This window comes from Ruegeria sp. CRTD044 (assembly GCF_059613485.1).
This window is the reverse complement of sequence record NZ_JBXWSP010000004.1, coordinates 279,277-304,453: the sequence shown is the minus strand read 5'-3', so window position 1 is coordinate 304,453 and position 25,177 is coordinate 279,277. Positions and strand designations below refer to the sequence as shown.

General features: G+C 62.0%; 22 protein-coding genes. 7 read left to right on the top strand and 15 right to left on the bottom strand.

What is annotated here, in order from left to right; genetic code table 11:
• Positions 1–41 precede the first annotated feature (41 nt).
• A complete protein-coding gene (locus AC2FNL_RS04385) occupies positions 42–689 on the bottom strand; it encodes a sulfotransferase family 2 domain-containing protein (RefSeq protein ID WP_496832647.1) in 648 nt (215 codons plus the stop codon).
• Positions 686–1,621: a DMT family transporter gene (locus AC2FNL_RS04380; RefSeq protein WP_496832645.1), complete on the bottom strand. Its 936-nt coding sequence runs from the start codon at positions 1,619–1,621 to the stop codon at positions 686–688. The genes AC2FNL_RS04385 and AC2FNL_RS04380 overlap by 4 nt, the downstream gene beginning before the upstream one ends.
• A gap of 145 nt (positions 1,622–1,766) precedes the next feature.
• Between AC2FNL_RS04380 and AC2FNL_RS04375 the strand changes: the two genes are divergently transcribed.
• Positions 1,767–2,780 (top strand): hypothetical protein, encoded by a 1,014-nt coding sequence (locus AC2FNL_RS04375; RefSeq protein WP_093962637.1) that lies wholly within the window; start codon positions 1,767–1,769, stop codon positions 2,778–2,780.
• Positions 2,781–2,786: 6 nt separating this feature from the next.
• Here the strand turns inward: AC2FNL_RS04375 and upp are convergent, their stop codons facing one another.
• From upp to AC2FNL_RS04345, 6 genes are all read right to left on the bottom strand, one after another.
• Positions 2,787–3,419 (bottom strand): uracil phosphoribosyltransferase, encoded by a 633-nt coding sequence (gene upp, locus AC2FNL_RS04370; RefSeq protein ID WP_093962638.1) that lies wholly within the window; start codon positions 3,417–3,419, stop codon positions 2,787–2,789.
• Positions 3,416–4,402 carry an adenosine deaminase gene (locus AC2FNL_RS04365; RefSeq protein WP_496832642.1) on the bottom strand — a complete coding sequence of 329 codons (987 nt, stop codon included), beginning with the start codon at positions 4,400–4,402 and terminating at the stop codon, positions 3,416–3,418. Before AC2FNL_RS04365 ends, upp begins: the two co-directional genes overlap by 4 nt.
• Positions 4,399–5,610 (bottom strand): phosphopentomutase, encoded by a 1,212-nt coding sequence (locus tag AC2FNL_RS04360; protein WP_496832640.1) that lies wholly within the window; start codon positions 5,608–5,610, stop codon positions 4,399–4,401. Before AC2FNL_RS04360 ends, AC2FNL_RS04365 begins: the two co-directional genes overlap by 4 nt.
• A complete protein-coding gene (locus tag AC2FNL_RS04355) occupies positions 5,607–6,914 on the bottom strand; it encodes a thymidine phosphorylase (RefSeq protein ID WP_496832638.1) in 1,308 nt (435 codons plus the stop codon). The genes AC2FNL_RS04360 and AC2FNL_RS04355 overlap by 4 nt, the downstream gene beginning before the upstream one ends.
• An 11-nt stretch (positions 6,915–6,925) precedes the next feature.
• Entirely contained in the window at positions 6,926–7,309 is a 384-nt protein-coding gene (locus tag AC2FNL_RS04350; protein ID WP_496832933.1) for a cytidine deaminase, read from the bottom strand.
• 106 nt (positions 7,310–7,415) lie between these two features.
• Positions 7,416–8,501, bottom strand: coding sequence for a cupin domain-containing protein (locus tag AC2FNL_RS04345; RefSeq protein WP_496832636.1), 1,086 nt, complete (start codon positions 8,499–8,501; stop codon positions 7,416–7,418).
• A 143-nt stretch (positions 8,502–8,644) separates the two neighbouring features.
• Between AC2FNL_RS04345 and AC2FNL_RS04340 the strand changes: the two genes are divergently transcribed.
• The 4 genes from AC2FNL_RS04340 (at position 8,645) to AC2FNL_RS04325 (ending at position 15,002) form a co-directional block, all read left to right on the top strand.
• Positions 8,645–10,918, top strand: coding sequence for an NADP-dependent malic enzyme (locus AC2FNL_RS04340; RefSeq protein WP_496832634.1), 2,274 nt, complete (start codon positions 8,645–8,647; stop codon positions 10,916–10,918).
• A gap of 46 nt (positions 10,919–10,964) precedes the next feature.
• On the top strand, positions 10,965–11,354 hold the full coding sequence (locus AC2FNL_RS04335; protein WP_170587542.1) for a GFA family protein: 390 nt from the start codon (positions 10,965–10,967) through the stop codon (positions 11,352–11,354).
• Between the two features lie 228 nt (positions 11,355–11,582).
• Complete coding sequence (prpE, locus tag AC2FNL_RS04330) at positions 11,583–13,472, top strand: propionate-CoA ligase PrpE (RefSeq protein ID WP_496832632.1); 1,890 nt, start codon at positions 11,583–11,585, stop codon at positions 13,470–13,472.
• Between the two features lie 90 nt (positions 13,473–13,562).
• Entirely contained in the window at positions 13,563–15,002 is a 1,440-nt protein-coding gene (locus AC2FNL_RS04325; protein WP_496832630.1) for an amidase family protein, read from the top strand.
• 263 nt (positions 15,003–15,265) lie between these two features.
• Here AC2FNL_RS04325 and AC2FNL_RS04320 read toward each other — a convergent pair whose 3' ends face one another.
• Positions 15,266–16,027 carry an NAD kinase gene (locus tag AC2FNL_RS04320; protein WP_170363030.1) on the bottom strand — a complete coding sequence of 254 codons (762 nt, stop codon included), beginning with the start codon at positions 16,025–16,027 and terminating at the stop codon, positions 15,266–15,268.
• Positions 16,028–16,195: 168 nt separating this feature from the next.
• On the opposite strand from AC2FNL_RS04320, the gene glyA reads away from it, so the two are divergent.
• Positions 16,196–17,491: a serine hydroxymethyltransferase gene (gene glyA, locus AC2FNL_RS04315; protein WP_496832628.1), complete on the top strand. Its 1,296-nt coding sequence runs from the start codon at positions 16,196–16,198 to the stop codon at positions 17,489–17,491.
• A gap of 72 nt (positions 17,492–17,563) precedes the next feature.
• Here glyA and AC2FNL_RS04310 read toward each other — a convergent pair whose 3' ends face one another.
• Positions 17,564–17,938, bottom strand: a complete 375-nt coding sequence (locus tag AC2FNL_RS04310) for a hypothetical protein (RefSeq protein ID WP_496832626.1) — start codon at positions 17,936–17,938, stop codon at positions 17,564–17,566.
• Between the two features lie 47 nt (positions 17,939–17,985).
• Here AC2FNL_RS04310 and AC2FNL_RS04305 point away from each other — a divergent pair, with 47 nt between their 5' ends.
• The gene (locus AC2FNL_RS04305; RefSeq protein WP_496832624.1) at positions 17,986–18,789 is read left to right on the top strand and encodes an alpha/beta fold hydrolase; all 804 of its coding nucleotides are present in this window, start codon (positions 17,986–17,988) and stop codon (positions 18,787–18,789) included.
• Positions 18,790–18,794: 5 nt separating this feature from the next.
• Here AC2FNL_RS04305 and AC2FNL_RS04300 read toward each other — a convergent pair whose 3' ends face one another.
• The 5 genes from AC2FNL_RS04300 to AC2FNL_RS04280 all read right to left on the bottom strand — a co-directional run bounded on the left by AC2FNL_RS04300 (position 18,795) and on the right by AC2FNL_RS04280 (position 25,163).
• Positions 18,795–18,974, bottom strand: coding sequence for a hypothetical protein (locus AC2FNL_RS04300; protein ID WP_170363027.1), 180 nt, complete (start codon positions 18,972–18,974; stop codon positions 18,795–18,797).
• An 85-nt stretch (positions 18,975–19,059) separates the two neighbouring features.
• Positions 19,060–19,452: a rhodanese-like domain-containing protein gene (locus tag AC2FNL_RS04295; protein WP_496832622.1), complete on the bottom strand. Its 393-nt coding sequence runs from the start codon at positions 19,450–19,452 to the stop codon at positions 19,060–19,062.
• A gap of 74 nt (positions 19,453–19,526) precedes the next feature.
• Positions 19,527–20,867 carry an HlyD family type I secretion periplasmic adaptor subunit gene (locus AC2FNL_RS04290; RefSeq protein ID WP_496832620.1) on the bottom strand — a complete coding sequence of 447 codons (1,341 nt, stop codon included), beginning with the start codon at positions 20,865–20,867 and terminating at the stop codon, positions 19,527–19,529.
• 12 nt (positions 20,868–20,879) lie between these two features.
• On the bottom strand, positions 20,880–23,171 hold the full coding sequence (locus AC2FNL_RS04285; RefSeq protein WP_496832618.1) for a type I secretion system permease/ATPase: 2,292 nt from the start codon (positions 23,169–23,171) through the stop codon (positions 20,880–20,882).
• A gap of 36 nt (positions 23,172–23,207) precedes the next feature.
• Positions 23,208–25,163: a type I secretion protein gene (locus AC2FNL_RS04280; RefSeq protein WP_093962652.1), complete on the bottom strand. Its 1,956-nt coding sequence runs from the start codon at positions 25,161–25,163 to the stop codon at positions 23,208–23,210.
• Positions 25,164–25,177 lie beyond the last annotated feature (14 nt).

Sequence of the window (25,177 nt, the reverse complement as noted above, 5' to 3'; positions counted from 1 at the left end):
TTGTCAGCGTTTTGCACAATTCGGGAAATAATCGACCAGCCTTATTCGAACTGATATTCGAATCTCTCTATGTCTTCGCGACAAACGTCAAACACCGCCTTTTTTGCCTGAACCGAGTAGTAGTTGGCGTATTCCGCCCGCCTGGCTGACCGGTTCTCGTGAGGGAGGTCCAGACGCAACCCCAGATGATCGAACAGTGGGGCCGCATCCCGCTGAAAGCTTTCGATCCGAATGTATGCGCGACAAAGATCGGTTCCGTTGGCGTCACTGACATAGGACGGGAACGGGTTTTCCCGAAAGGACTGCTGGATTTCCGGGTGCAGAACAAAGGCCTCGAAATCAAGCCTCCCGGCCAGATGAACCGCTGAGTGATCAAAGGACTGATCCCTCAGCCAGTGGTAATAGCTGACCATCCGGTCCCACGGGTTCCGGATCAGCGTGAACACGAACATCTCTTGCATCTGCTGGTCGGGAAAAAGCCCCCGCAAGTCGGTCAGCCGGGAGTGTTTCCACAGCCGGCCCTCCGTCTTCAGTGACCTGTTGCGTTTGTTTCTACGCTGCGCCTTGGGGGTGTCGCCCACCAGGATGTCGTCCTTCATGGCCCGCTGCTCGAGCGCCAGCGCCAGCGATGTTCCCCCGGTCTTGGGAATATGTATGAAGATGTAGGACCGCCCTGTTGACAGGATCATCGCACCGGTTCCCGTTGGGGAACCACGCTCGCTCGCCACGCCAGCACTGCGCCGGCCGCGGCGATCAGGGCGATGCCCGCAATCTGCAGCGGTCCGATCCCCTGCCCCATCACCACCCAGGCAAAAAGCGGTCCGAAGATCATTACCGAATACTCGAACACCGCGACATATGACGGCTCGCCCAGTTGGTAGGCCTTGATCAGCATGAATACCGCAGCCGTGGACCCAACCGCCTGCAATGCGACCCACGGCAGAGCGGCCTCCATCGGCCAGACCCAGCCCCGGGTCACAAAACCGGCTGGGCCGTCAGACTCGATCACCGGCAAAACCGAAAAAACGGCGAGACCAAGAGCGCCGGCCAGCCCAAGCGTGACAATCATCGCGGCCAGCAAAGCGACGGTGCTTTCGCTTGCACAATGCGTTCGGGTCAGAATCGCACTGAGCGCATAGAAAAACCCGCCAGCCACCGGCAAAAGGCTGGTCGCATCAAAGGCATTGGGGTCAGGCTGCAATACACAGAGGATTCCGACAAACCCCAAAAGCACAGCCAGGACCCGCCAGGGGCCGATCTTCTGATCCAGCAACAGCGCGGAAATCAACAGAACGAAGATCGGTGACGTGAACAGCCCCGCAAGGGCCTGGGCAATTGGCATCAAAGCCAGTGAGCTGAAATAGAACAACATCGCCAGGGTGATCAGGACACTGCGCAGCAGGACCGCCCAAAACCTCTGAGGTCGCAGCCCTCCAAACCCCAGAAACGACAGTCCAACGATAAGAGGCAGCATCATCACGGCCCGGCTAAGGTGGAATTGCCACAGACCGATCGTTTCGGCCAGCCGAATGACGAAATTGTCCACGACGCCGATGATTGCCATGGCCGAGACCATCAGAACCGATGCAAGAACCGGTGAAGAAGGATGTGCTGTCTGCATGTGGCCTTGGCCTCCGGGCCCTTTGGCCGAAACTGCGCGTCCCGGTTATCGAGCACATTTCCAATTCACCACGCAACAGGTTTGCGCGGATTAATCTCTCCGTGTTAGAAATCGGCAAAAGATAAAACGAGCAGACCTCATCGAAATGACGGCACTGAAACAATACCAGCGGATCGAGGCTACCGGTCTGTGGCGCCCGTCGCCGGACGAGCAGCGCCGCGAAGTTGTTGTTTCGATCGGCGAGGCGACGTTGACCATCACCGATTTCAACGATCGCGCGCTGACGCACTGGTCGCTTGCCGCACTTGAAAGGCAGAACCCGGGCAAGTACCCCGCGATATTCAACCCCGATGGCGACCCGGACGAGACACTGGAACTGGAGCAGTCCGAAACCACCATGATCGAGGCAATTGACCGCTTGCAACGCGCCATCGAACGGGCGCGCCCGCATCCCGGGCGGCTGCGGTGGGCCAGCGTCGGCGGAGTGGTTGCGGCGGTCGCGGCGGTCTTGCTGTTCTGGCTGCCCGGCGCCCTGCAAAGCCATGTCGAAAAGGTCGTGCCTGAGATCAAACGGCAGGACATCGGGAACACGATTCTGCAACGGATTGAACGGGTCTCGGGCCGGGCCTGCGCCTCGGCGGACGCGCAGCCGGCGCTGCAGAAGCTGGCCCAGAGAACAGGTGTGCGACGGATCGTTGTGTTGCCGGCCGGGGTGCAGGAAAGCCTGTCACTTCCCGGTGGGATCGTGCTGCTGAACCGAGCGCTGGTTGAAGACAGTGAAGATCCCGCGGTTGCCGCCGGTTACGTGATAGCTGAACGCACGCGGGCCAGGCTGCATGATCCGTTGGACGATCTCCTGGACAAAACTGGGCCTACTGCAGCGTTTCGTCTGCTGACGACGGGCGAACTGACACCCCAGATCGTGGACACCTATACCGAACAGGTTCTGGCCGAATCCCGCCCCGCAGTTCCGGAAGACGACTTGCTGGAGGCGTTTGCGTCCGCCAATTTGCCCTCAACCCCATATGCCTATGCGGTTGATATAACCGGCGAAACGGTTCTGGGTCTGATCGAGGCCGACCCGATGACGGGTCAGCCTTTGGATCAGGTTATGCCCGACCGCGATTGGGTGCGGTTGCAGAATATCTGCAGCGACTAGGCGTTCCTATTTGGTGCCGAACATCCGGTCTCCGGCATCGCCCAGACCGGGCATGATGTAGCCCTTGGAATTCAGCTCGCGGTCCAGCGCGGCGGTCACGATCTTGACGTCGGGATGCGCCTCTTTCATGCGGGCCACGCCTTCGGGGGCGGCCAGCAGGCACAGGAACCGGATGTCGGTGGCACCGGCCTGTTTCAGCAGGTCGATCGCAGCGGCCGAGCTATTGCCGGTGGCCAGCATCGGGTCGACCGCAATCACCAGCCGATCCTTCAGGCCTTCGGGGGCCTTGAAGTAGTACTGCACCGGCTGCAACGTTTCTTCATCGCGATACAGGCCCACAAATCCAACCCGGGCCGAGGGCACCAGTTCCAGAACGCCGTCCAGCATCCCGTTGCCCGCACGCAGGATCGACACCAGCGCCAGTTTCTTGCCCGCCAGGATCGGCGCATCCATCTCCTCCATAGGGGTTTCGATATGGCGCGTGGTCAGGGGCATCTCGCGCGTCACTTCATAGGCCAGCAGCAGCGTGATCTCGCGCAGCAACTGCCGGAACGAGGCGGTCGAGGTGCCCTTGTCCCGCATGAGCGTCAGTTTGTGCTGAACCAGCGGGTGGTCGACGACGGTCAGATGTTCGCTCATGTGTTCTCCAGTCTTTTCCTGACCCTTGCGCGGGTCTCTTCATCGCAGAATGCGGCGTTCAGGGCGGTGTCGTTCAGCGCGGCGAAATCCTCGGCGTCCCAGCCGAAGGCCTGTGCCAGCATGTCATATTCGCGGCGCAGATTGGTATGAAAAAACGGCGGGTCATCGGTGGATACCGTGACCTTCACACCCGCCGCGCGCAGCCGCGCGATCGGGTGGGACGCGAAATCGGGGTACAGGCCCAGCACCACGTTCGAGCCCGGGCAGACCTCGAGCGTGATGCCCCGGTCGGCCAGTTCATGTACCAGATCGAGGTCTTCGATGGCTCGCACGCCGTGGCCCACACGTTCGACCCCCAGCGCGAGCACCGCATCGCGCACGCTTTCGGGGCCGCCGAATTCGCCGGCATGGGTGGTCAGGCGCAATCCGGCCTCGCGCGCGCAGTCGAAGGCCCATTTGAAATCGGCCTGCTGGCCCATGGCCTCGTTCCCGCCCATGCCGAACCCAGTGATCCAATCACCGGCGGTTTCGGCGGCGCACAGCGCGCTGCGTTTGGCCTTGTCGGGCCCGAAATGGCGCACGCAGGTCACCACCCCGCGCAGGGTGATTTCGAACTTGCCCTCGGCCTCGTCCGCGGCGTCCTGAATGGCGGCCAGATAGTCGCGCCAGGCATGCAGATCGCCCCCGCCGCAGAAATCGGGGCTGAGGAAGGTTTCGGAATAGACCACCCCGTTCGCAGCACTTTCTTCCAGAATCGCCAGCGTCAGGCGGCGGAAATCCTCGGGCGTTTTCAAGACTTCGCAGGCGGCCTCGTAGACGCTGAGGAAATGCGCGAAATCGCGGAAGTCATAGCTGCCGTCGGGCTTGAAGATGCCGCTCAGGTCAACCTTCTTTTCATGCGCCAGTTGGCGAATGAAGGCGGGCGGGGCCGCGCCTTCGTGATGCAGGTGCAGTTCGATCTTGGGCAGGTCTGCGACGGTCATAGAAAGGTCCTTCCCGGCCCTTGCGCCGGAATGTTCAGATGATGGGCGATGCTGGCGGCCACGTCGGCAAAATTGACCTGCCCGATCTGTCCGGCCCCCAGGCCGGCCATCAGCACCGGCACCTGTTCGCGGGTGTGGTCAGTGCCGACCCAGCTGGGGTCGTTGCCGTGATCGGCGGTCAGAAGAAACAGGTCGCCCGGGCGCAGCCTGGGCAGGATACGACCGATCTCGGCGTCGAACCACTCCAGCGCGCGCGCATAGCCCGAGATGTCGCGCCGGTGTCCGTACTGGCTGTCAAACTCGACGAAATTTGCGAATGTCAGGCTGCCGTCCTCGGCGCTGTCGACAAGGCGCGAGAGGTGCCCCATCAACTCGGCGTCCGAGCCCTTGTCCAGCGTGTCGATCCCCTGCATCGAAAAGATGTCGCCGATCTTGCCCACGCCATGCACCTTGCGTCCGGCACCCTGCGCCCAGTTGGTCAGCACCGGCGCGGGCGGCGTGATGGCGAAATCCTTGCGGTTGGTGGTGCGGACGAACCCCTGTTCGGGCGAACCCACGAAGGGGCGCGCGATCACCCGTCCGACCTTCATCTCGTGCAGCATGGGGGCCAGGGTCCGGCACATCTGGTACAGGCGCTCCAACCCGAACGTCTCCTCGTGCGCGGCAATCTGGAACACGCTGTCGGCCGAGGTATAGCAGATCGGCCAACCGGTGCGCATATGTTCAGCGCCCAGTTCGGCAATGATCGTGGTGCCCGAGGCATGGCAATTGCCCAAAATGCCCTCGGTGCCGGCGGCTTGTGCAGCGGCGCGGGTCACATCATCAGGGAACGCGGGAACCGCGTCGGGGAAATAGTGCCAGTCCCACGGCACTGGCAGCCCGGCCAGTTCCCAATGGCCCGAAGGCGTGTCCTTGCCCGGCGAATGCTCGCGCGCACAGCCCCACAGGCCGGTCGGGTCGGCCTCCAACCCCGGCGCATCCTCGCCCGAAGCCAGTCGCACCGCCGCCCCCAGCCCCAGCGCGTCGAGGTTGGGCAGGTGCAGTGGCCCGGACCGGCCATCCTCGGCCCGCCCTTCGGCGCAGGCCTGCGCGATATGGGCCACCGTGTTGGCGCCCGTGTCCGGCACGTCGCCGTTGAAGAACCGGTCGGCATCCGGCGCGCCGCCGATGCCCACTGAATCCATCACCACAAGGAACGCGCGACTCATGCGAGAATCCTTTCCTGTACAAGGTCCGGCACCGGAACGGGCGCCGGGCCGATGGTGATCGCGGCGCGCACGGCTTGCGCGGCCCGCTGTGCGGCATCCTCGCGCGCGGCATGGACCACGGCCAGCGGCGTTCCGGCCGAGACCTTGTCACCCAGCCGCACCAGCCCCGACAGGCCCACCGCCGGGTCGATCACGTCGCTTTCCACCTGCCGGCCACCGCCCAGCGCCACGACCGCAAGGCCCAGCGCCTCGCCATCCATCGCGGTGACATAGCCTTCGTCCTGGGCCGTGACCTCAAGGATCACGCTGGACTCGGGCAGATAGCGCGCCCAGTCATCGACCAGACCCAGCGGCCCGCCGACCGCAGCCATCATCCGGCCGAACCGCTCGGCCGCGCGGCCATCGCGGATCACCTCGGCGATCATGTCCCGCCCGGCCTGCGCATCGCCGACCATACCTGCGTCAGACAGCAGAACACCGCCCAGCTCGGCCGAAATCTCGGCCAGGGGCGAGGGCTGCCCACCGGTCAGTACTTTCATCACTTCGGCGATTTCCAGGGCGTTGCCCAAGGCGGGCGCCAGCGGCTGGTTCATGTCGGTGATCAGGGCCGAGGTCCGGCACCCGGCCGTATTGGCCGTTTCGGTCAGGGCCTGCGCCAGCTTGCGCGCCTCGTCCAGCGTTTTCATGAAGGCCCCGCTGCCCACCTTGACGTCCAGCACCAGCGCATCCGGGCTGGCCGCCAGTTTCTTGGACAGGATCGAGGCGGTGATCAGATCGAGGCTTTCGACCGTAGCGGTCACGTCGCGGATCGCATAGAGCCGCTTGTCCGCCGGGGCGATCTGTGCCGTTGCGCCAACGATTGCGGCGCCGGTCTCGGCCAAAATCTGGGCCAACCGGTCCTGGCTGATCTGGGTCGACACGCCGGGGATCGCCTCGAGCTTGTCGAGCGTCCCGCCGGTATGGCCCAAACCGCGCCCCGAGATCATCGGCACATAGGCCCCGCATTCCGCCAGCGCCGGAGCCAGCACGAGGCTGACGCAATCCCCCACCCCGCCAGTCGAATGCTTGTCGATCACCGGACCATCCAGATCCCATGTCAGAACCTCGCCGCTGTCGCGCATGGCCAGCGTCAGCGCGGCGCGGCCCTCGGGACCCAGCCCGCCCATGCAGACGGCCATGGCAAAGGCTCCGGCCTGGGCGTCGCTGACACTTCCATCGGCCAGACCTTGGGCAAACCACGCCAGCTCGCTGGCATCCGGCACTTCGCGGCGGCGCAGTTTCGCGATAATCGAACGGGCGTCCATGGGCGCGGCCCTTACATGAACGAGGCGTCGAAGGCGCCGGGCAGCAACTCGCCGATGGTCGTGCGGGTCTCAATCCCGTCCACCGTCGCCATGGTGACCACCACGTCCTTGTCCCCGAACTCGGCCAGTTTCTGCCGGCACCCGCCGCAGGGCGGCACCGGTTGCGGGCTGGAGGCGACGACATAGACCTCAGCCAGCTTGTTTTCTCCGGCGGCGACCATCGCGGCGATCGCACCGGCCTCAGCGCAGGTGCCTTCGGGATAGGCCACGTTTTCCACGTTGCAGCCCGCGAACATCGCTCCCGACGGAGTGCGAACCGCGGCGCCCACCTTGAATTTCGAATAGGGCGCATAGGCGTTTTCACGCACCTTGAGGGCTGCTTCTTTCAACGACATGGCGATTCCCCGATTTTTGATCATCTGGTCAGAATGCCATACCCTACTGGAAATCCGCGGGGGAATTGAAGCCCCCTCTGCACGGGAATCGCAGCGCGCCCGCGCGTCAGCCCAGATCGGTCTTGAAATACCCCGGCAGCGTGACCTCGAGCAGTTCGACATCGTAGCTGGGGTCGGCCAGTCGCGTGCGCATTCCGGGTGGGATGACAAAGGCGTCGCCCTGCTCCAGGCGAAACGGATCACGGCCTTCACCTTCCAGGGTGACTGCCCCGTTCATCACGAAGGTAAAGTGGATATCGGCATCATGGCTGGCCCAGACCGGGTCGCCCTGCCCCCGGCGCACCACCTGAACGCCGGCCACGCCTTTGGTGTTTTCAGCAATCGTCGTGTCACGGCATTGATAGCCCGGCAGGCGGAACGGCTGCCACTCTGCCCCTTCAGCCCGGTTGTAGACGAACCGCTGGCCCTGCCATTCCCGCTCGGGGCGGTGATGCGGCGTGGGCAGCTGCATTTCGTGGTCGATCTCTGTGACATGTTCGGCCGGAACGCCGATTTCGATCACCTGCACGTTGTCCGACGCTTCGAGCACGCGGTGACGGATCTCGGGCGGCTGGATGAAACAGTCGCCGGCGGTCAGGCGCATCTTGTCGCCCTGATCCTCGTAGACGACATCGACCCAGCCATGGATGCAGAAGATCAGCTGGAACCCGACCTTGTGGAAATGCACCATGTCCGGGACCGGGCCGCCGTCGGGAATGCGGATATGGCTGGCGATGATCGAACCGCCCAACCGGTCCGGCACCAGATCGCGGTAGTGCATGCCCGCGCGCCCGATGATCCAGGGCGCCTGATCCTTGAGCCTGCGGACGACGAAAGAATGAACCGTCTCGGGCATCACCAGGGGCGGGTTGCGCTCTTCGATCTCGACGCGGGTGCCGTTGGGGGCGACCAGGCTGCGCTGACCGCCGGCAAACCCGTCCGGATCATCGGTGAGGATACGCAAGGTGCCCGGCGCCTCGGGCGCGTCCTTTTCCACGCGCAGGCGCAGTCCATGCCCGGAAAACACCGCGACCCGAGGGTCATCCGCCGGATAGATCATGTCCATCCGCATGCCCAGCACCTTGGTGTAGAACGGAATGTCGTCGCGCAGTTCTTGGGTCGGAATGCGGAATTCGGCTATGGTGTCGGTCATGCTGGTCTCCTCTGCGCGGGACTGTGGGGGGCCGTTGGGGGATTTGCAAGTCGGGGTCATATCCGCCGTCATACGATTTCGAGGTTTCCCCTGCGTCAGAAATAGTTTAGCACTAAACTAAATTCCAAACGGGAAGTTTTGACATGTCCGACACACCCAGCCTGCGCCAGGCCGCACTTGATTACCACGCGCATCCAAAGCCTGGGAAACTGGAGATCAAGGCGACCAAACCAATGGCCAACGGGCGCGACCTTGCGCGCGCCTATTCGCCCGGCGTGGCCGAGGCCAGCCTCGAAATCAAAAACGACCCGGCGACCGCCGAGATGTATACCGCGCGCGGCAATCTGGTGGCGGTCGTTTCGAATGGCACCGCGGTGCTGGGGTTGGGCAATATCGGCGCGCTGGCCTCCAAGCCGGTAATGGAGGGCAAGGCCGTTCTGTTCAAGAAATTCGCTGGCATCGACTGTTTCGACATCGAGCTGAACGAACCCGACCCCGAGAAGCTGGCCGATATCGTCTGCGCGCTGGAGCCCACCTTCGGCGCGATCAACCTCGAAGACATCAAAGCGCCCGACTGCTTTGTCGTCGAGAAACTATGCCGTGAGCGGATGAATATTCCGGTTTTCCACGACGACCAGCACGGCACCGCCATCGTGGTGGGGGCTGCTGCGCGTAACGCGCTGCACGTAGCCGGCAAGCGGTTCGAGGACATCAAGGTCGTGTCCACCGGCGGCGGCGCGGCGGGGATCGCCTGCCTGAACATGCTGGTCAAGCTGGGCGTCAAGCGCGAGAACATCTGGCTGTGCGACATTCACGGGCTGGTCTATGAAGGCCGGGCCGAGGACATGAACCCGCACAAGGACCAATTCGCCCAGAAAACCGACCTGCGCACGCTGGATCAGGTGATCGACGGCGCCGACCTGTTTCTGGGCCTCAGCGGGCCGAACGTGCTCAAGCCCGAGATGGTCGCGCGCATGGCCAAACAACCGATCATTTTTGCGCTGGCGAACCCGACCCCGGAGATCCTGCCCGACGCCGCGCGCGAAGTGGCCCCCGACGCCATCATCGCCACCGGGCGCAGCGACTTCCCGAACCAGGTAAACAACGTTCTGTGTTTCCCGTTCATCTTCCGCGGTGCGCTGGACGTGGGCGCGACCGAGATCAACGATGCCATGCAGATCGCCTGCGTTGAAGGCATCGCCGAAATGGCCCGCGCCACCACCAGCGCCGAGGCCGCAGCCGCCTACAAGGGCGAACAGCTGACCTTCGGCCCCGACTACCTGATCCCAAAACCGTTCGATCCGCGACTGGTGGGCGTGGTATCCTCGGCCGTGGCCCGGGCCGCGATGGAAAGCGGCGTGGCCAGACGCCCCATCGAGGACATCGAAGCCTACAAGGAAAAGCTGAACCAGACGGTCTTCAAGTCCGCCCTTCTGATGCGCCCCGTCTTCGAGGCCGCCGCCGCTGCCTCGCGCCGCATCGTATTTGCCGAGGGCGAAGACGAGCGCGTGCTGCGCGCCGCTCAGGCGATTCTTGAGGAAACGACCGAAACCCCGATCCTGATCGGCCGTCCCGAGGTGATCGAGGCGCGCTGCGAACGTCTGGGCCTGTCGGTCCGCCCTGGGCAGGACTTCCAGATCGTAAACCCGGAAAACGACCCGCGGTACTATGACTACTGGAACTCGTACCACCAGATCATGCAGCGCCGCGGCGTGACGCCAGACCTGGCCAAGGCCATCATGCGCACCAACACCACCGCCATCGGCGCCATCATGGTGCATCGCGGCGAAGCCGACAGCATGATCTGCGGCACCTTCGGCGAGTATCGGTGGCACCTGAACTATGTCGAACAGGTTCTGAATGACGGCGACCTGCGCCCGCATGGCGCATTGTCCCTCATGATCCTTGAAGACGGCCCGCTGTTCATCGCCGACACTCATGTCCGGCAATTACCCAGCCCGGAAGAACTGGCTGAGATCACCGTGGGCGCCGCGCGCCATGTCCGGCGTTTCGGGCTGGAGCCGAAAATCGCGTTCTGCTCGCAATCGCAATTCGGCAACCAGGCCGAGGGGTCCGGCAAACGCCTGCGCGAAGCCATTGCGATTTTGGACAGCAAGCCCCGCGATTTCATCTATGAAGGCGAAATGAACCTGGACGTGGCCCTGGACCCCGAACTGCGCGAGCGGATTTTCCCCAATTCCCGCCTGGAGGGGGCGGCCAACGTTCTGATCTTTGCCCATGCGGACGCGGCCAGCGGTGTGCGCAACATTCTGAAGATGAAGGCCGACGGCATCGAGGTCGGCCCCATCCTGATGGGCATGGGCAACAAGGCGCATATCGTGACACCCTCGATCACGGCGCGCGGGCTGCTGAACATGGCGGCAATTGCCGGAACGCCCGTCGCGCATTACGGTTGAACACGGCGGCCCGACCGGTCTGGCCGCCCTGCCGAGGGAGGTCATCATGAATGGTCACTGCCACTGCGGCGCCGTGCGATGGGCCAGCGATGCCGAGATCGCCTGGAGCTGTTACTGCCACTGCGCGGATTGCAGGCGCAACTGCGCCGCCCCGGTCACCGCGTTCATCGGGCTGCCCCACGGTTCGGTGACGTGGTCGGGGGATGCGCCGCACGTGTACAACTCGTCTAAGGATGTCGAACGCCTGTTCTGCGGGACCTGCGGCACGCCGATGGCATACCGCAATGCCCGCGATCGGGTGAACATTCACCTCTATACCGCCACGTTGGACAACCCCGAGGATGCCGCGCCCCGGTTTCACGTTTTTCACGCCGAGCATCTGCATTGGCTGAACATCGAGGACAGTCTGCCCCGATATGCGGGAACAGCGACCTGATCCGAATCTGGCAACGCCACTTTTGCACCAGACGCTTCGCAAATTTGCAAGTACTGCAAAAATTTCCCGCCCAGGCGCGAAAACAAGGATCATTTGCAAAACTTTGCAAGACAAATGGGGCGGTTCTGCAAATATTTCGCGATAAACTGACGCGCCGTCACGCGCGCCGCTTGCTCGGTCAGCCGTCCGCGCCTAACACAATGCGAGCAATTTTTGGGAGGAGGACCCATGGCATACCAGGACGTTTACGAGAGCTGGCAAAAAGACCCAGAGGCTTTCTGGATGGACGCGGCCAAGGGGATCGACTGGTTCCAACCGCCAAGCAAGGCCCTGTTTGACGACAACGCCCCTCTCTATGAATGGTTCTGTGATGCCAAGGTGAACACTTGCTGGAACGCGGTGGACCGCCACGTTGAAAACGGCCGAGGCGAGCAAACCGCCATCATCTATGACAGCCCGATCACCCACACCAAGCGCGAAATCTCGTATATGGAGCTGCGCAATCGCGTGGCGACCCTGGCCGGCGCGCTGCGCGCCAAGGGCATCGAAAAGGGCGACCGCGTCATCATCTACATGCCGATGATCCCAGAGGCGCTCGAGGCGATGCTGGCCTGCGCGCGGCTGGGTGCGGTGCATTCGGTGGTCTTTGGCGGGTTTGCCAGCAACGAACTGGCGGTGCGGATCGACGACGCCAAGCCCAAGGCGATCATCGCGGCGTCCTGCGGGTTGGAGCCCGGTCGCGTGGTGCATTACAAGCCGCTGCTGGACGGTGCCATCGACATGGCCGAACACAAGCCCGATTTCTGCGTAATCTTCCAGCGCGAACAGGAAGTGGCCAAGCTGGTCGAGGGGCGCGACTTCAACTGGCACGGCTTCCAGTACGGCGTTGAGCCGGCCGAGTGTGTCCCGGTCGAAGGCAATGATCCGGCCTACATCCTTCACACCTCGGGCACCACGGGCGCACCCAAAGGTGTCGTGCGGCCGACGGCCGGGCACCTTGTGGCTCTGAACTGGACGATGAAGAACATCTACAACGTCGATCCCGGCGACGTGTTCTGGGCGGCCTCAGACGTGGGCTGGGTCGTGGGGCATTCCTACATCTGCTATGGCCCGCTGATCCACGGCAACACCACCATCGTGTTCGAGGGCAAACCCGTCGGCACCCCCGACGCGGGCACCTTCTGGCGTGTGATTTCCGAGCACGAGGTCAAAAGCTTTTTCACCGCCCCAACGGCGATCCGCGCGGTCAAGCGCGAGGACCCCAAGGGCGAAATGCTGGCGAAATACGACCTGTCCTGCCTCAAGGCCCTGTTCCTGGCCGGTGAACGCGCCGACCCGGACACGATCACCTGGGCGCAGGACGCGCTGAAGGTTCCGGTCGTCGACCACTGGTGGCAGACCGAAACCGGCTGGACCATCGCTGGAAACCCGCTGGGGATCGAGGAACTGCCGATCAAGCTGGGCTCGCCCGCCAAGCCGATGCCCGGATATGACGTGCAGATCCTGGACGAAGGCGGTCACCCGATTAAACCGGGCGAACTGGGCGCGATCGCGGTCAAGCTGCCACTGCCCCCGGGCACGCTGCCGACCCTGTGGAATGCCGAGGAGCGTTTCAAGAAATCCTATCTCGAGCATTTCCCGGGCTATTATGAAACCGGCGATGCAGGCATGATCGACGAGGACGGGTACCTCTACATCATGGCCCGCACCGATGACGTCATCAACGTGGCCGGCCACCGCCTGTCCACCGGCGCGATGGAAGAGGTTCTGGCCGCCCACCCCGATGTGGCCGAATGCGCAGTCATCGGTGTATCGGACCAGTTGAAGGGTCAGGCCCCGGTTGGCTTCCTGTGCCTGAACGCGGGTTGCAATCGTGGCCATGCCGAGATCGCGAAAGAGGTCGTACAGATGGTGCGCGACAAAATCGGGCCCGTTGCGGCATTCAAGCTGGCCGTCGTGGTGGATCGTCTGCCAAAGACACGGTCGGGCAAGATCCTGCGCGGAACGATGGTGGCGATCGCCGATGGCAAAGACTACAAAATGCCAGCCACGATCGACGACCCGGCCATTCTGGACGAGATCACCGAAGCCCTGAAATCAATCGGTTACGCCCAGTAACCGGGCATCGGGCGGCCCTGGGCCGCCCGCCCTGCCCTGCAGGGTTGCAACCATTGGCAGACCGCCTACTGTGCCCTTGACGGAGGGCACATGGCAAATGACGACATCTGGCGCCTGAGCGCCACCGAACTGGCGGAACGCACCCGTTCCGGGGACCTGAGCGCGACCGAAACCGTCCAAAGTGCGATCGACCGGATGCACGCGCTGAACCCGGCGCTGAATGCCGTCGTCGAAGACCTCAGCACCGAGGCGCAGGAGCGCGCCCGCGCCCTCGATGCCCAGCGGGCGCGCGGCGAACCGACCGGCCCGCTGCACGGCGTTCCCGTCACGATCAAAGTGAATGTCGACCAGAAAGGCCATGCCACGACCAACGGCGTCGCCGCGCTGAAAGATGTGATTGCCCCTGACGATGCGCCCGTCGTGTCAAACCTGCTGAAGGCCGGTGCGGTGGTGATCGGCCGGACCAACACGCCCGAGTTTTCATTCCGCGCCGACACCGACAACCCGCTTTACGGACGCACGCACAACCCCTGGGGCCGCCATATTTCTCCCGGCGGCTCCTCGGGCGGGGCCGGCGTGGCTGTGATGACCGGCATGGGTGCCCTGGCGCATGGCAACGATATCGGCGGCAGCCTACGGTTTCCAGCGGCTGCCAACGGCGCGGTGACCGTGAAGCCGGGCTTGGGACGCGTTCCCGCGTGGAACCCAAGCCAAACCGCCGAACGCGGTCTGCTGGCGCAACTGATGTCGGTGCAAGGATTGATCACCCGCAGCGCGGCCGACCTGCACCTGGCCATGCCCAGCCTGATCGCGCCGGATCCGCGCGATCCGTTTCATGTCCCGCTGCCATGGCGCATGGCCGAACCTGACCAGCAGCCGCGGGTGGCTTTCACCAAGAACACTTTCGGTTACGATCTCCACCCCGAGGTCGACAAGGCGCTGGACACGGCCCGTGATGCACTGGTTGATGCCGGGTACATCGTTGACGAGATCGATCCGCCGAACGTGTTCGAATGTGGACGGCTTGGTTATCGCGCATTGATGGGCGAGGTTCTGACCCTGATGAAAGCCGATGTCGAGGCGGCCGGTTCTGAGACCATCCAACGCATCTTTGCCACCTACTTTCAGGAATTCCCACCGATCACCGGACCGGACCTGATCCGGGCGCTGGCGCAGCGCAGCCACCATGCGCGGGAATGGTCCCTGTTCATGGAGGACTATCCGCTGGTGCTGTCTCCTTTCCTGCCGCAGCCCTTTTTCAGACCCGACCGCGACACAGAAGGCTCGGAAGGTGTGCACGAAGTGCTGGGCTGCGCAGTCTATTCCTACGCCATGAACTTTCTGGGCCTACCCGCCGCCTGCGTTCCGGCGCGTTTGGCCGAATTGCCGAACGGGCGCCAGCCAATCAACGTTCAGATCGCAGCGCAGCGCTGGTGCGAGGACCTTGCCGTGGACGCAGCCATCGCGATTGAAGCCCGGGTTGGTCGTATGACTGATCACCTGTGGGCCGATCTGGCAAGCACGGGCTGAAACACCAACCGCTTTCAAATGCCCCAAAATAATTGACCCCGGGACTGAGAGCCCGGGGTCCACGTGCTAAAATATGCCCGGATTGTGATGACGAGCGTAGCACCACCCACCCTCGCCAGCGCGAAAACTGCGCAATCATCCGAAAACACCATTTGGTGGCCACTCACTCCCACCGCGGCGTGTTCTCCGGGCAGGATCAGCATAGCTGAGAGGTGGTCGGCTTCCTGTGAACTGCTTCACATAAGTCTGAGAATCTCGGGAATTTATGTAAATTGTTCAATCGTTAGACGCTCCTCCAGGCCATGCCCGGGGTCAAACAGGATCCTGTGACGGATCTTGGGTTCCGACCGAATCTCGACCCAATCGATATCCGGAAAGGATATGGAATCAGCGTCCGCCATCACCGGGCGCTTGTCGGCCTCAAGCACGTCAAAGCGCACGTGCGCCGTGCTGGGCAGCAACGCACCGCGCCACCGCCGAGGACGAAAAGCCGCAATGGCCGTCAGCGCCAGAACGTCCGACCCAATGGGCAGAATCGGGCCATGTGCCGAATAGTTGTAGGCGGTCGACCCGGCGGGCGTGGACAACAGCGCCCCGTCACAGACCAGCTCGGCCAATCGCACCCGGCCATTCACGCTGATCTTCAGACGCGCGGCTTGCGGACCGGCGCGCAACAACGAAACCTCATTAATCGCAAGGGCTTCGTGCACCTGTCCCGATTGGTCCATGGCCTTCATCGTCAATGGGTTGATGACCTCTTCCTCGGCGGCTTTCAAACGCTCCATCAGATCGGCTTCGTGGAACTCGTTCATCAGAAACCCGATGGTCCCGCGATTCATGCCGTAGACCGGCACATCCAGATGCTGCGTGTTGTGCAGCGTCCGCAACATGAACCCGTCGCCGCCCAGCGCCACGATGACATCCGCATCTCGGGGGGCCGCATTGCCATAGCGTGCAACCAGTTTGTTGCGGGCCGACTGCGCGACATCCACGTCGCTGGCGAGAAAAGCGATTCTCTTTGTCATGTTTTCCGGTTTCCGGTGCTACGCATTTGGTTCCGAAACAAACATACCTTTCCCCATTAGGCCAGACGTGACGCCGCAGCTGGCCATTTCGTCGCTTTAAAGTCTTTTTCATCCGTACAGTTTCCTATAGGAAATCCGCCAAACCAACCTCAGCCATGCGGAGCGCCCATGAACGCCAACCTTCGTGATACCGGTTTCTTCACCCAGTCCCTCGCGGATCGCGACCCTGAACTCTTCGGGGCAATCACATCCGAACTGGGACGTCAGCGCGACGAGATCGAGCTGATCGCTTCGGAAAACATCGTCAGCGCAGCCGTCATGGAGGCGCAGGGCTCGGTCATGACCAACAAATACGCCGAAGGTTATCCCGGGCGGCGTTACTATGGCGGTTGCCAGTTCGTCGACATCGCCGAGAACCTGGCCATCGACCGCGCCAAGCAACTGTTCGGTTGCGAATTCGCCAACGTGCAGCCAAATTCGGGATCACAAGCCAACCAGGGCGTGTTCCAGGCTCTGATTCAGCCGGGCGACACCATTCTGGGCATGAGCCTGGATGCCGGCGGCCACCTGACCCATGGCGCCAAGCCCAACCAGTCGGGCAAGTGGTTCAACGCGGTTCAGTATGGCGTGCGCAAGCAGGACAACATGCTGGACTACGATCAGGTCGAGGCGCTGGCCAAAGAACACCAGCCCAAGCTGATCATCGCCGGCGGCTCTGCCATTCCGCGTCAGATCGACTTTGCCCGCATGCGCGAGATCGCCGACATGGTGGGCGCCTATCTGCACGTGGACATGGCGCATTTCGCCGGTCTGGTCGCGGCGGGCGAACATCCCAGCCCCTTCCCGCACGCGCATGTGGCCACGACCACCACACACAAAACCCTGCGCGGCCCGCGTGGCGGCATGATCCTGACCAAAGACGAGACGATCGCCAAAAAGGTGAACTCGGCCATCTTCCCGGGCATTCAGGGCGGCCCACTTATGCATGTGATCGCGGCGAAGGCCGTGGCATTTGGCGAGGCGCTGCAGCCTTCGTTCAAAGACTACATCAAACAGGTCGTCGTCAACGCTCAGGCGTTGTCGGATCAGCTGATCAAGGGCGGCCTGGACACGGTGACCCACGGTACCGATACCCATGTGGTTCTGGTCGACCTGCGCCCCAAAGGCGTCAAGGGCAACGCGACCGAAAAGGCGCTGGGTCGTGCGCACATCACCTGCAACAAGAACGGCGTGCCGTTCGATCCTGAAAAGCCGACCGTGACCAGCGGCATCCGTCTGGGTTCGCCCGCCGGTACGACCCGAGGCTTTGGAGAGCCCGAGTTCCGCCAGATTGCGGACTGGATCATCGAGGTGGTCGATGGGCTGGCCGCCAATGGCGAAGACAACAACGGCGAGGTCGAGGCGCGGGTCAAAGCGCAGGTCGCAGATCTGTGCGCAAAATTCCCGATCTACCCGAACCTCTGACGACACAAGGTCAGAAACAACAAAATGGCGCCTTAGTCGGGCGCCATTTTTCTTTGCCGGCAGATGCCCAAATCAGATCAGACCGCGCCACCAAAGCACGAACAGGAACAGCGCGGCCAAGGCCAGAATATTGAAGGCCAGCCCCCCGAGCATGCCCAGAAACCAACCCCAGCGGCGATCCGCCAGATTGATAGCGCGCAGATGCGACTGAACATCCCTCGCCGCTTTTTCCAAGGTCGGCGAATCCAGGGTCAGCCGGAGCTTGGGATGCTCGACCAACGGCTCGGCACGGGCCAGTTCCATTGCCTGTTTGTATACCTTGCGCGGCAAGCGGCGCTTGGCGCGGCGCACCGACTCGGCCAGGGTCTTGCCCTTTGCGCCCAGTTTTTTGCGCAACAGAAATATCGTCTGCGCGATCTGGGTCTGAATTTCTGTTTCCTGAGCCATGCGCCCCTCCTGACGGGGCAATCTAACGGTCTGCGCAGGCGGTCACAATGGGGCTGGTTGTCCGGGGCGCCGGACGCTATCAGAAAGACATGCTGAACACGATCTCACATGGCGAACCGACGTCCCGCGCACCGCTATTGATTGCCCATGGGCTATACGGATCGGCCCGAAACTGGGGGGTGATCGCGCGTCGGCTGTCAGATGAGCGTCAGGTGGTGGCGGTCGACATGCGCAACCACGCCCACAGCTTCTGGGACGACCGGCACGATTATCCGGCATTGGCGGATGATTTGGCTGCGGTCATCGAAAGCATGGGCGGCGTGGCAGACGTGATCGGACATTCGATGGGTGGCAAGTCGGCAATGACATTGGCGCTCGAGCATGGCGAAATGGTCCACAGGCTGGTCGTGGCGGACATTGCTCCGGTTCGGTACAGCCATACGCAAATGCCATATATCGAGGCCATGCGCGCTGTGGACATGACACAGGTCGCGCGCCGCTCGGACGTGGAACAGCAACTGGCCGATCTCGGGGTCGAGAAGGCGTTGCAGAGCTTCTTCACTCAGTCGCTGGACGTTCCCGGCAAACGTTGGCGGCTGAATCTGGACGTATTAGCCAAAGAGATGCCGAATATCATGGGTTTTCCGGACTTTACCTCGCACTGGGACGGCCCAGCGCTGTTTCTCGCCGGTGCGGAGTCGGACTATGTTCAGGCAAGTCACCGCGAAATCATCAAATCCTTGTTCCCGAACGCCCGTTTCGCCAAGATTCCGGGCGCAGGCCATTGGCTGCACGCCGAAAAACCGCGTGAGTTCGAAGCTGCCGTCCGGACATTTCTGAACGCCGCCTAAGCTCTTTATTGGTACAGGCGCTTGGCGACCAGCCAGGATGCGGGTAAAGCCGCGACCGCTCCGACGGCTGCGGCACCCACGATGGCCAGGGTCGAAACCATCCCCGCGGTCAGCACGGCGATAACGGCCGTCCCCGCGAGGGCGGTCGCGATCAGGGAATACAGTAGCGCTGCAAGTCTCATCATGGCCATTCGTCCTTATTGATGGCGTCCGACGCTCAGATTGCCGAAGCGGAAATAAATCGGCCTTGATGCAGATCAGGCTGGGTTCCTACATCCCGGAATCAACCGGGCCGACATAGTCGCCCCCGCCGTTTACCCAGTCCGAGAACCCACCCAGGCTGTAGACATGCTGATACCCCATGTCCTTGAGCAACTTGCCCGCAAGTGCCGCTCGTCCTCCCGAGGCGCAATGCAGAATGATCGGGCGATCCTTGCGCAGCTCAGGGTCATGCGACTGCAGCGCCGGATCGGCACGAAACTCGAGCATACCGCGTGAGATATGGTGAGACCCGACGGCGCGACCGGTCTTTTCCAGTTCAGGCGCATCGCGAATATCCAGCAGCAGTGCACCCTGCTGCAAAAGCTCCCTTGCTTGCGCGGCGCTGATACGTTGAACAACGGAATTCGCGGCCTCAAGCATCTCTTGAACGGTCAATGGCATTCGTGCGGTCCCTCCCGGATTTTCACGAATGCTAGCACGGGGCCCTTTGTATTTGTAAGCGCTATGGTGGGCGCCTATTGCTCGCGAAAGGCCCGAGACATGCTGTCGACGATCGGCTTGGCGATATAGGCGGCAAAGGTTCGTTCTTCGGTCTGGATCATGATCTCGGCCGGCATGCCCGGTGTCGGAATGAAGCCCCGTACCCGGTCCATCTCTTCAGGCTTCAACGACACCCGGGCCAGATAGACCTCTTGCGGTATTCCGCTGGCTTCTTCCAGAATCGCGTCCGCCGAGACGTAGAAGACTTCGCCCGTCAGAACCGGTGTCGTGCGCTGATTTAGAGCCACCAACCGCACGGTCGCGGCCTGGCCGGTTACAACGCTGTCGATATCGGTGCGCGGGATCTGGGCCTCAATGATCAGCGGGGCATCGGCTGGCAGGATTTCGGCAATCGGCTTGCCGGTCTCGATGACGCCGCCCGGCGTGTGATAGTGCAGTCGCACGACCGTGCCATCAACCGGGGCGCGCACCACCGCGCGGGCAAGAACACTGCTGGCCTGGCGCGATTTTTCCCGCACGCTTTCCAGATCCGCCTCGATCACACCCAATTCGTCCAGTGCCGCTTCGCGATAGGCCGACCGGGTCCGGGTGATCTGCTCTTCGTATTTCAGCAGCATCTGGCTGGTTTCCGAGGCCTCGGCCGCCAGTCGGGCCAATTGCCCGTCCGCTTCGGCCTGGACCCGTCGGATGGTGTTCAACTCACCCTTTCGGACAAGCCCTTTTTCGAACAACGAGTTCTTGGTTTCGTATTCTTCCTGAAGGATCGCCTTGCGGCGCTCCATGCTTTCCAATTGCGCCTCGAAGCCGCTGGCCCTGATCTTCAGCGCCTCGATATTGCGTTCGAGAAGGGCAATGTCATTCAGCAGCGTTTTGCGCGAGACTTCAAAACTGAGGCGCTGATTGTCGAGAATGGTCATGACCTCCACGTCGTCGGACGCCTCGATCAAGGCGGGTGAGAACTCCAGAGTGTCCTTTTCGGCGTATTCGGCCAGCAAGCGTTCGACCATCGCCTTAAGGCGGATCTTGCGGATAAACAATTCACGCTCATTTGCCTCGGCCGAGGTCTGGTCCAGTGTCATCAAGACCTGACCCTCCTGTACGGTCTGGCCTTCGGTGACCAGGATCTGTTCGATGATGCCTCCTTCAAGATGCTGAACGATCTTGTTGCGCCCGGTGGCGACAAAGCTGCCTTGTGCAATCACTGCGGCCGCGAGCGGCGCCTGAAACGACCACAGGCCGAACCCGCCGAAACAGGCTACCAGCAAAACGGTGCCCACGACTATGAACTTGGTTATCGATCTCGGAACCTCGGCGTACCAAAGGGCGGGATCGTCTACTTGTACCAACTCGTTCATCTTTATCCCCGTCTACCCTTTCAACTCGGGCTGCTGGCGCGGCCCGTTCAGTTGCTGCAGCACCTGCTCACGCTGACCGAACAGGGCGACCCGCCCGTCCGTCAGCAGCATGATCTTGTCCACCACGTTCAAAAGCGTTGGTTTCTGAGTGATCACAACCACAGTAATCTTGTTTTCCCTCGCCTGCTCGATCGCCCGGGCAAGAGCCTTGTCGCCCGCGACATCCAGGTTCGAGTTCGGCTCGTCCAGTACCACCATCCGCGGATTGCCAAAGAACGCGCGGGCCAGCGCGATCCTTTGTTTCTGACCGCCAGACAGGGGCGAGCCATCGGCAGTGACCACCGTTTCATAGCCTTGTGGCAAGGTGGCGATCATGTTGTGCACGTCAGCCAGGACGGCAGCATCATGAATTTGCTCATCGGTCGCATCGGCGCGCATTCGGCCGATGTTGTCCTTGATCGTACCCGGAAACAGCTGAACGTCCTGCGGCAGGTACCCGATGCTTTCGCCGAACTGGCGTGGATCCCAGTTTCGGATATCCATCAGGTCGAGCCGCACGCTGCCCGAAGTCGGCAGAACCGATCCTACCAGCGTTTTGCCCAGCGTGGTCTTGCCCGCGCCCGAGTTGCCGATGATCGCCAGCGTCTCGCCTGGGTTGAGCGAAAAACTGATGCCGTTGAGAACCACGCGTTTCGTGCCCCCGGGTACAAACAGAAGGCGTTCAACATCCACTCGTCCCTCGGGGCGGGGCAAGCGCAGCTTCTCATACTGAAGCGCCGAGTTGGACAGCAATGCCTTGATGCGGCTGTAGGCTCCGCGGGTCAGAAGGAATGTATTCCAGCCCTCAATTGACCCTTCGATTGGCGCAAAAGCCCGCCCAGCGATGATCGAGGCCGCGATCACCATGCCGCCCGTGATTTCGCCTTGCAGTGCCAAAAAGGCCCCCCATCCCAGAATGCCGACCTGCGTAAGCAGGCGCACGGTGCGCGAGATCGCCGCGAACACCACGTTTCTGTCCTGTGCCCGAACCTGCCAGGTCAGGGAATTTGCGGTGTCGCGTCCCCAGATCCGAACCGCCTCGGGGATCATTGCAAGTGCGTTGATGATCTGGCTGTTCCGCGACATCGAATCCAGATGCTGGTTGGCCAGAGACTGGGCCATGTTGGCCTCGGCAAACGGTTTGGCCGTCATCCGCTGGTTGATCAGCGCGATAACCATCAGGATCACGGCCGTCACTACCACGATCATGCCCAACTCGGGGTGAACCAGGAAAATCATAAGGATGAACAACGGCGCAAATGGAACATCCAAAAAGGACAGAAGGGTGCTTGAAACGAGAAAGCCACGGATCTGCTGCAGATCGCCCAGCGTCTGATACTCGCGACCCGTCCCGTGCAACGATGCATGCGCCGCGGCGCTGAGGGTCGGAGCGCCCAGTCGCGCCGCCACTTCGACCCCGGTGCGCATCAACATGAAGCGCCGCACCGCATCGAAAGCAGATTGAAAGATGATTGCCCCGGCCACGATCGCCGTCAGCATGATCAGCGTATCCAACGAGCGGCTGGTCAACACTCGGTCACTGATCTGGAACAGGTAGATCGGGATCGCCAGGATCAGCAGATTGGTCGCGCAGGTCAGAACCAGAACAAAGGCAAGGTTTCGCCATATCGCTCGCATCGAGGTCCGAAGGGTGCGTTGAAAGTCTTCGGGCGGCGTGCGTTTGTGAAAAGTTTGGGGTGGCCCTTTGCCGCCGCCATCGCCTGAACCAGTGCGCAGCAGCGGCTTGTTCGCTTCGGCCTCGATAGTGGTGCCCATGCGATCCGTCCCACCCGACCGGGACGAGGGGGTCATGCGCGCGGTCGGGCTTTCGACGGTTTGCGGTTCCGAGTCCTCGGCATTGGCCACCCCTTCGCCGTCACCCGCACGCCCTTCCACGGCGACGGTCTCCGGCGTTTCGCGCCGTCGGGGAGAAGCGGCGCTGAATGTTGTTTCCAGTGTGCTGTCGTCTATTATTTTCTGATCGGTTTCGTCCTGGGCTTCCGGTGCCGGAGCCGCATCAATACGAGCAACCTCTTGCTCCTTCTGCGCTGTCGCCGGGCCCTCCTGCGTTGCCTTGTTCTGGCTCTGCTCGGTCACGGGCACGCGCATCTCCTTGGTCAGCCTTAGCCGTGCGGTCAGCCGTTCCGTTGCAAATGACGAGCCAGACACCATGTCGCTGGGTCGCAAAGTCAGAGGCTGCCCGCTTCCCGACCGGTCCAGCGGGCTGGCGTATCGGGTGCGGCGCGACGAAAAAACGATCGACATAAACAAACCTTCCGGTCACTCGTAAAAAAGGGAAAATCAGGTCAGGATGGATTGCATTCCTACATTGGCGTCCAAGTCTTCGGGGGTCAGGACAGGAGAGGTCGGGCCGCTGACTGCTTGCCCGGCGATCATTGCCTCCTCCATCAGGATTGCGATGGCTTCATTGGCAAATTCCGGGCTGATCTCATTCTCGGGCAAGTCGATGAGACTGGCCTGGTGCAGCAAAAGCTCGGAATATGCGCCCTGCCCGGCCATGACCACGGAGTCCACACCCAGCTTGTTGATGTTGGCCGCATTCAGCATCGCGTTGCTACCGGCCACGACTTCGGTAACGGCCCCGTGCGGACCGGACAGGAAAATGTCATCCTGATCGGCAAGCATCGTGACCTGCTCAAGAATATTCACCTGCAACAGGTTTCCGTCGATCTTCAGAACGCGCATCTGCTCCATGCCCGCGAACATCGGATCGTTCAGCAATGCGTCCTCGAGCGCGGCCATGTTCATTTCATTCAGAGCCATGGCCTCGGCCATGTTCTCCTCAAGCGCCTCCTGCAGGTCCAGGCCGTTGGTCATCACCGAAGCCTGGTTCATCAGCAGATTTTCGTTCGCACCCCCGGCAGGTCCGGCTAGGCCGCCTGACACCACGTCGTCATCCATCAGGACAAGCGTCTGGAACAACATGTCGACCGAGATCATGTCGCCGCCGATCATGATCAGGTCATAGTAACTGCCGAGTTGAACAATATCGGCCACGTTGACCATCTGGTTGCCACCCATCGCATACATGGTCGAAGATGCGGAAATCTCGGTCTGGATATGGTCGATGTCGGTGGCGTTGATGACCTGCTTGAGGAAGTTGGCAACCACCAGATCGCCATGGATCCAGTCGACGGTCAAAAAGGACGGCTGCCCGGCCCCACCAGCGACAGCCGAGGTTCCGGCAAGCCAGGGCGCAGGATTCGCCTCGGTTTCAATCTGGGCGGATTGGACGACGTTGGTGCCCGCACCGCTGCCGGTGTTTCCGACATCAACATCTGATACCAGCGCGACCTGGCTGATCATCGTCAGGCTGATTGCTTGTCCACCCACGGCGATGAAGGGGGCGTCCACCCAACCGACGTTCAGCGCGACTTCGTTGATCGCAAGATTGCCGCCGGTGACAACGGAATGACCCTCGTGCGACTCCGGCCCTTCGGACTGGTTCCACTCGGCCGGATAGGACTGTGACACCAGATTTTCCTCAGCCTCCTCCGGCTGGTGGTAGGCCGGCAGAAGATCGCTCCAGACCGGAGCCTCCGACACGTGTTGACCGTTGACGATGATACCTTCCGCATCTTCACCCTGGAATTGGTGAACCGTGACACCTTGCACCGATCCATTTATCGGCGTCGTTATCTGTTCGACCAGCGTATCCAGGTATTCTGGCGTCATGTAGTCCGGTATCGCCAGTGAAGGCACCGCCATCGCATGAAGCGAGTGCGCCACGTCCAACGCGGCCTCGGCCTGTGCTGTCAGCATCGCCGCATCGCGGAAGTCGCCCGCGCCGACGGTATCATTGTCGCGCAGGACCAATGTCTGGAATGTGTAAGTGACGGCAGAACCTATCAGGTCGCTGACGACCTGAGGCTGCAGCATCAAGAATTGCGGCCCGACCGAGATCGGCAATTCGGACTGCGGAACAAATCCGCCCGGCGCCAACGGGTCACCGATCTGGATGCTCGACTCGAGCATCGGACCGGCTGGCGGCAGCGGCAACTGCGGGTCCGCGGGCGGTTCGGGGAAACGGTAGGGAAGCGGATCGTAGTCCTTGGGCTTCAGATCCAGATCGGCCTTGACGACAATCCTGATCGGATCCTCCAGGCCTTCAACTTCGGCCAGCCGTCGGAGAGCCGTAAACTCCTCGTATTGCTGCCGCAGGATGGCCTGTTCCATCGTGAGCTGAAAAGTACCTATAAAATGGGCGATCGTTTCCGTAATGCTGTCAAGTGACATCTGGACTATCCCTG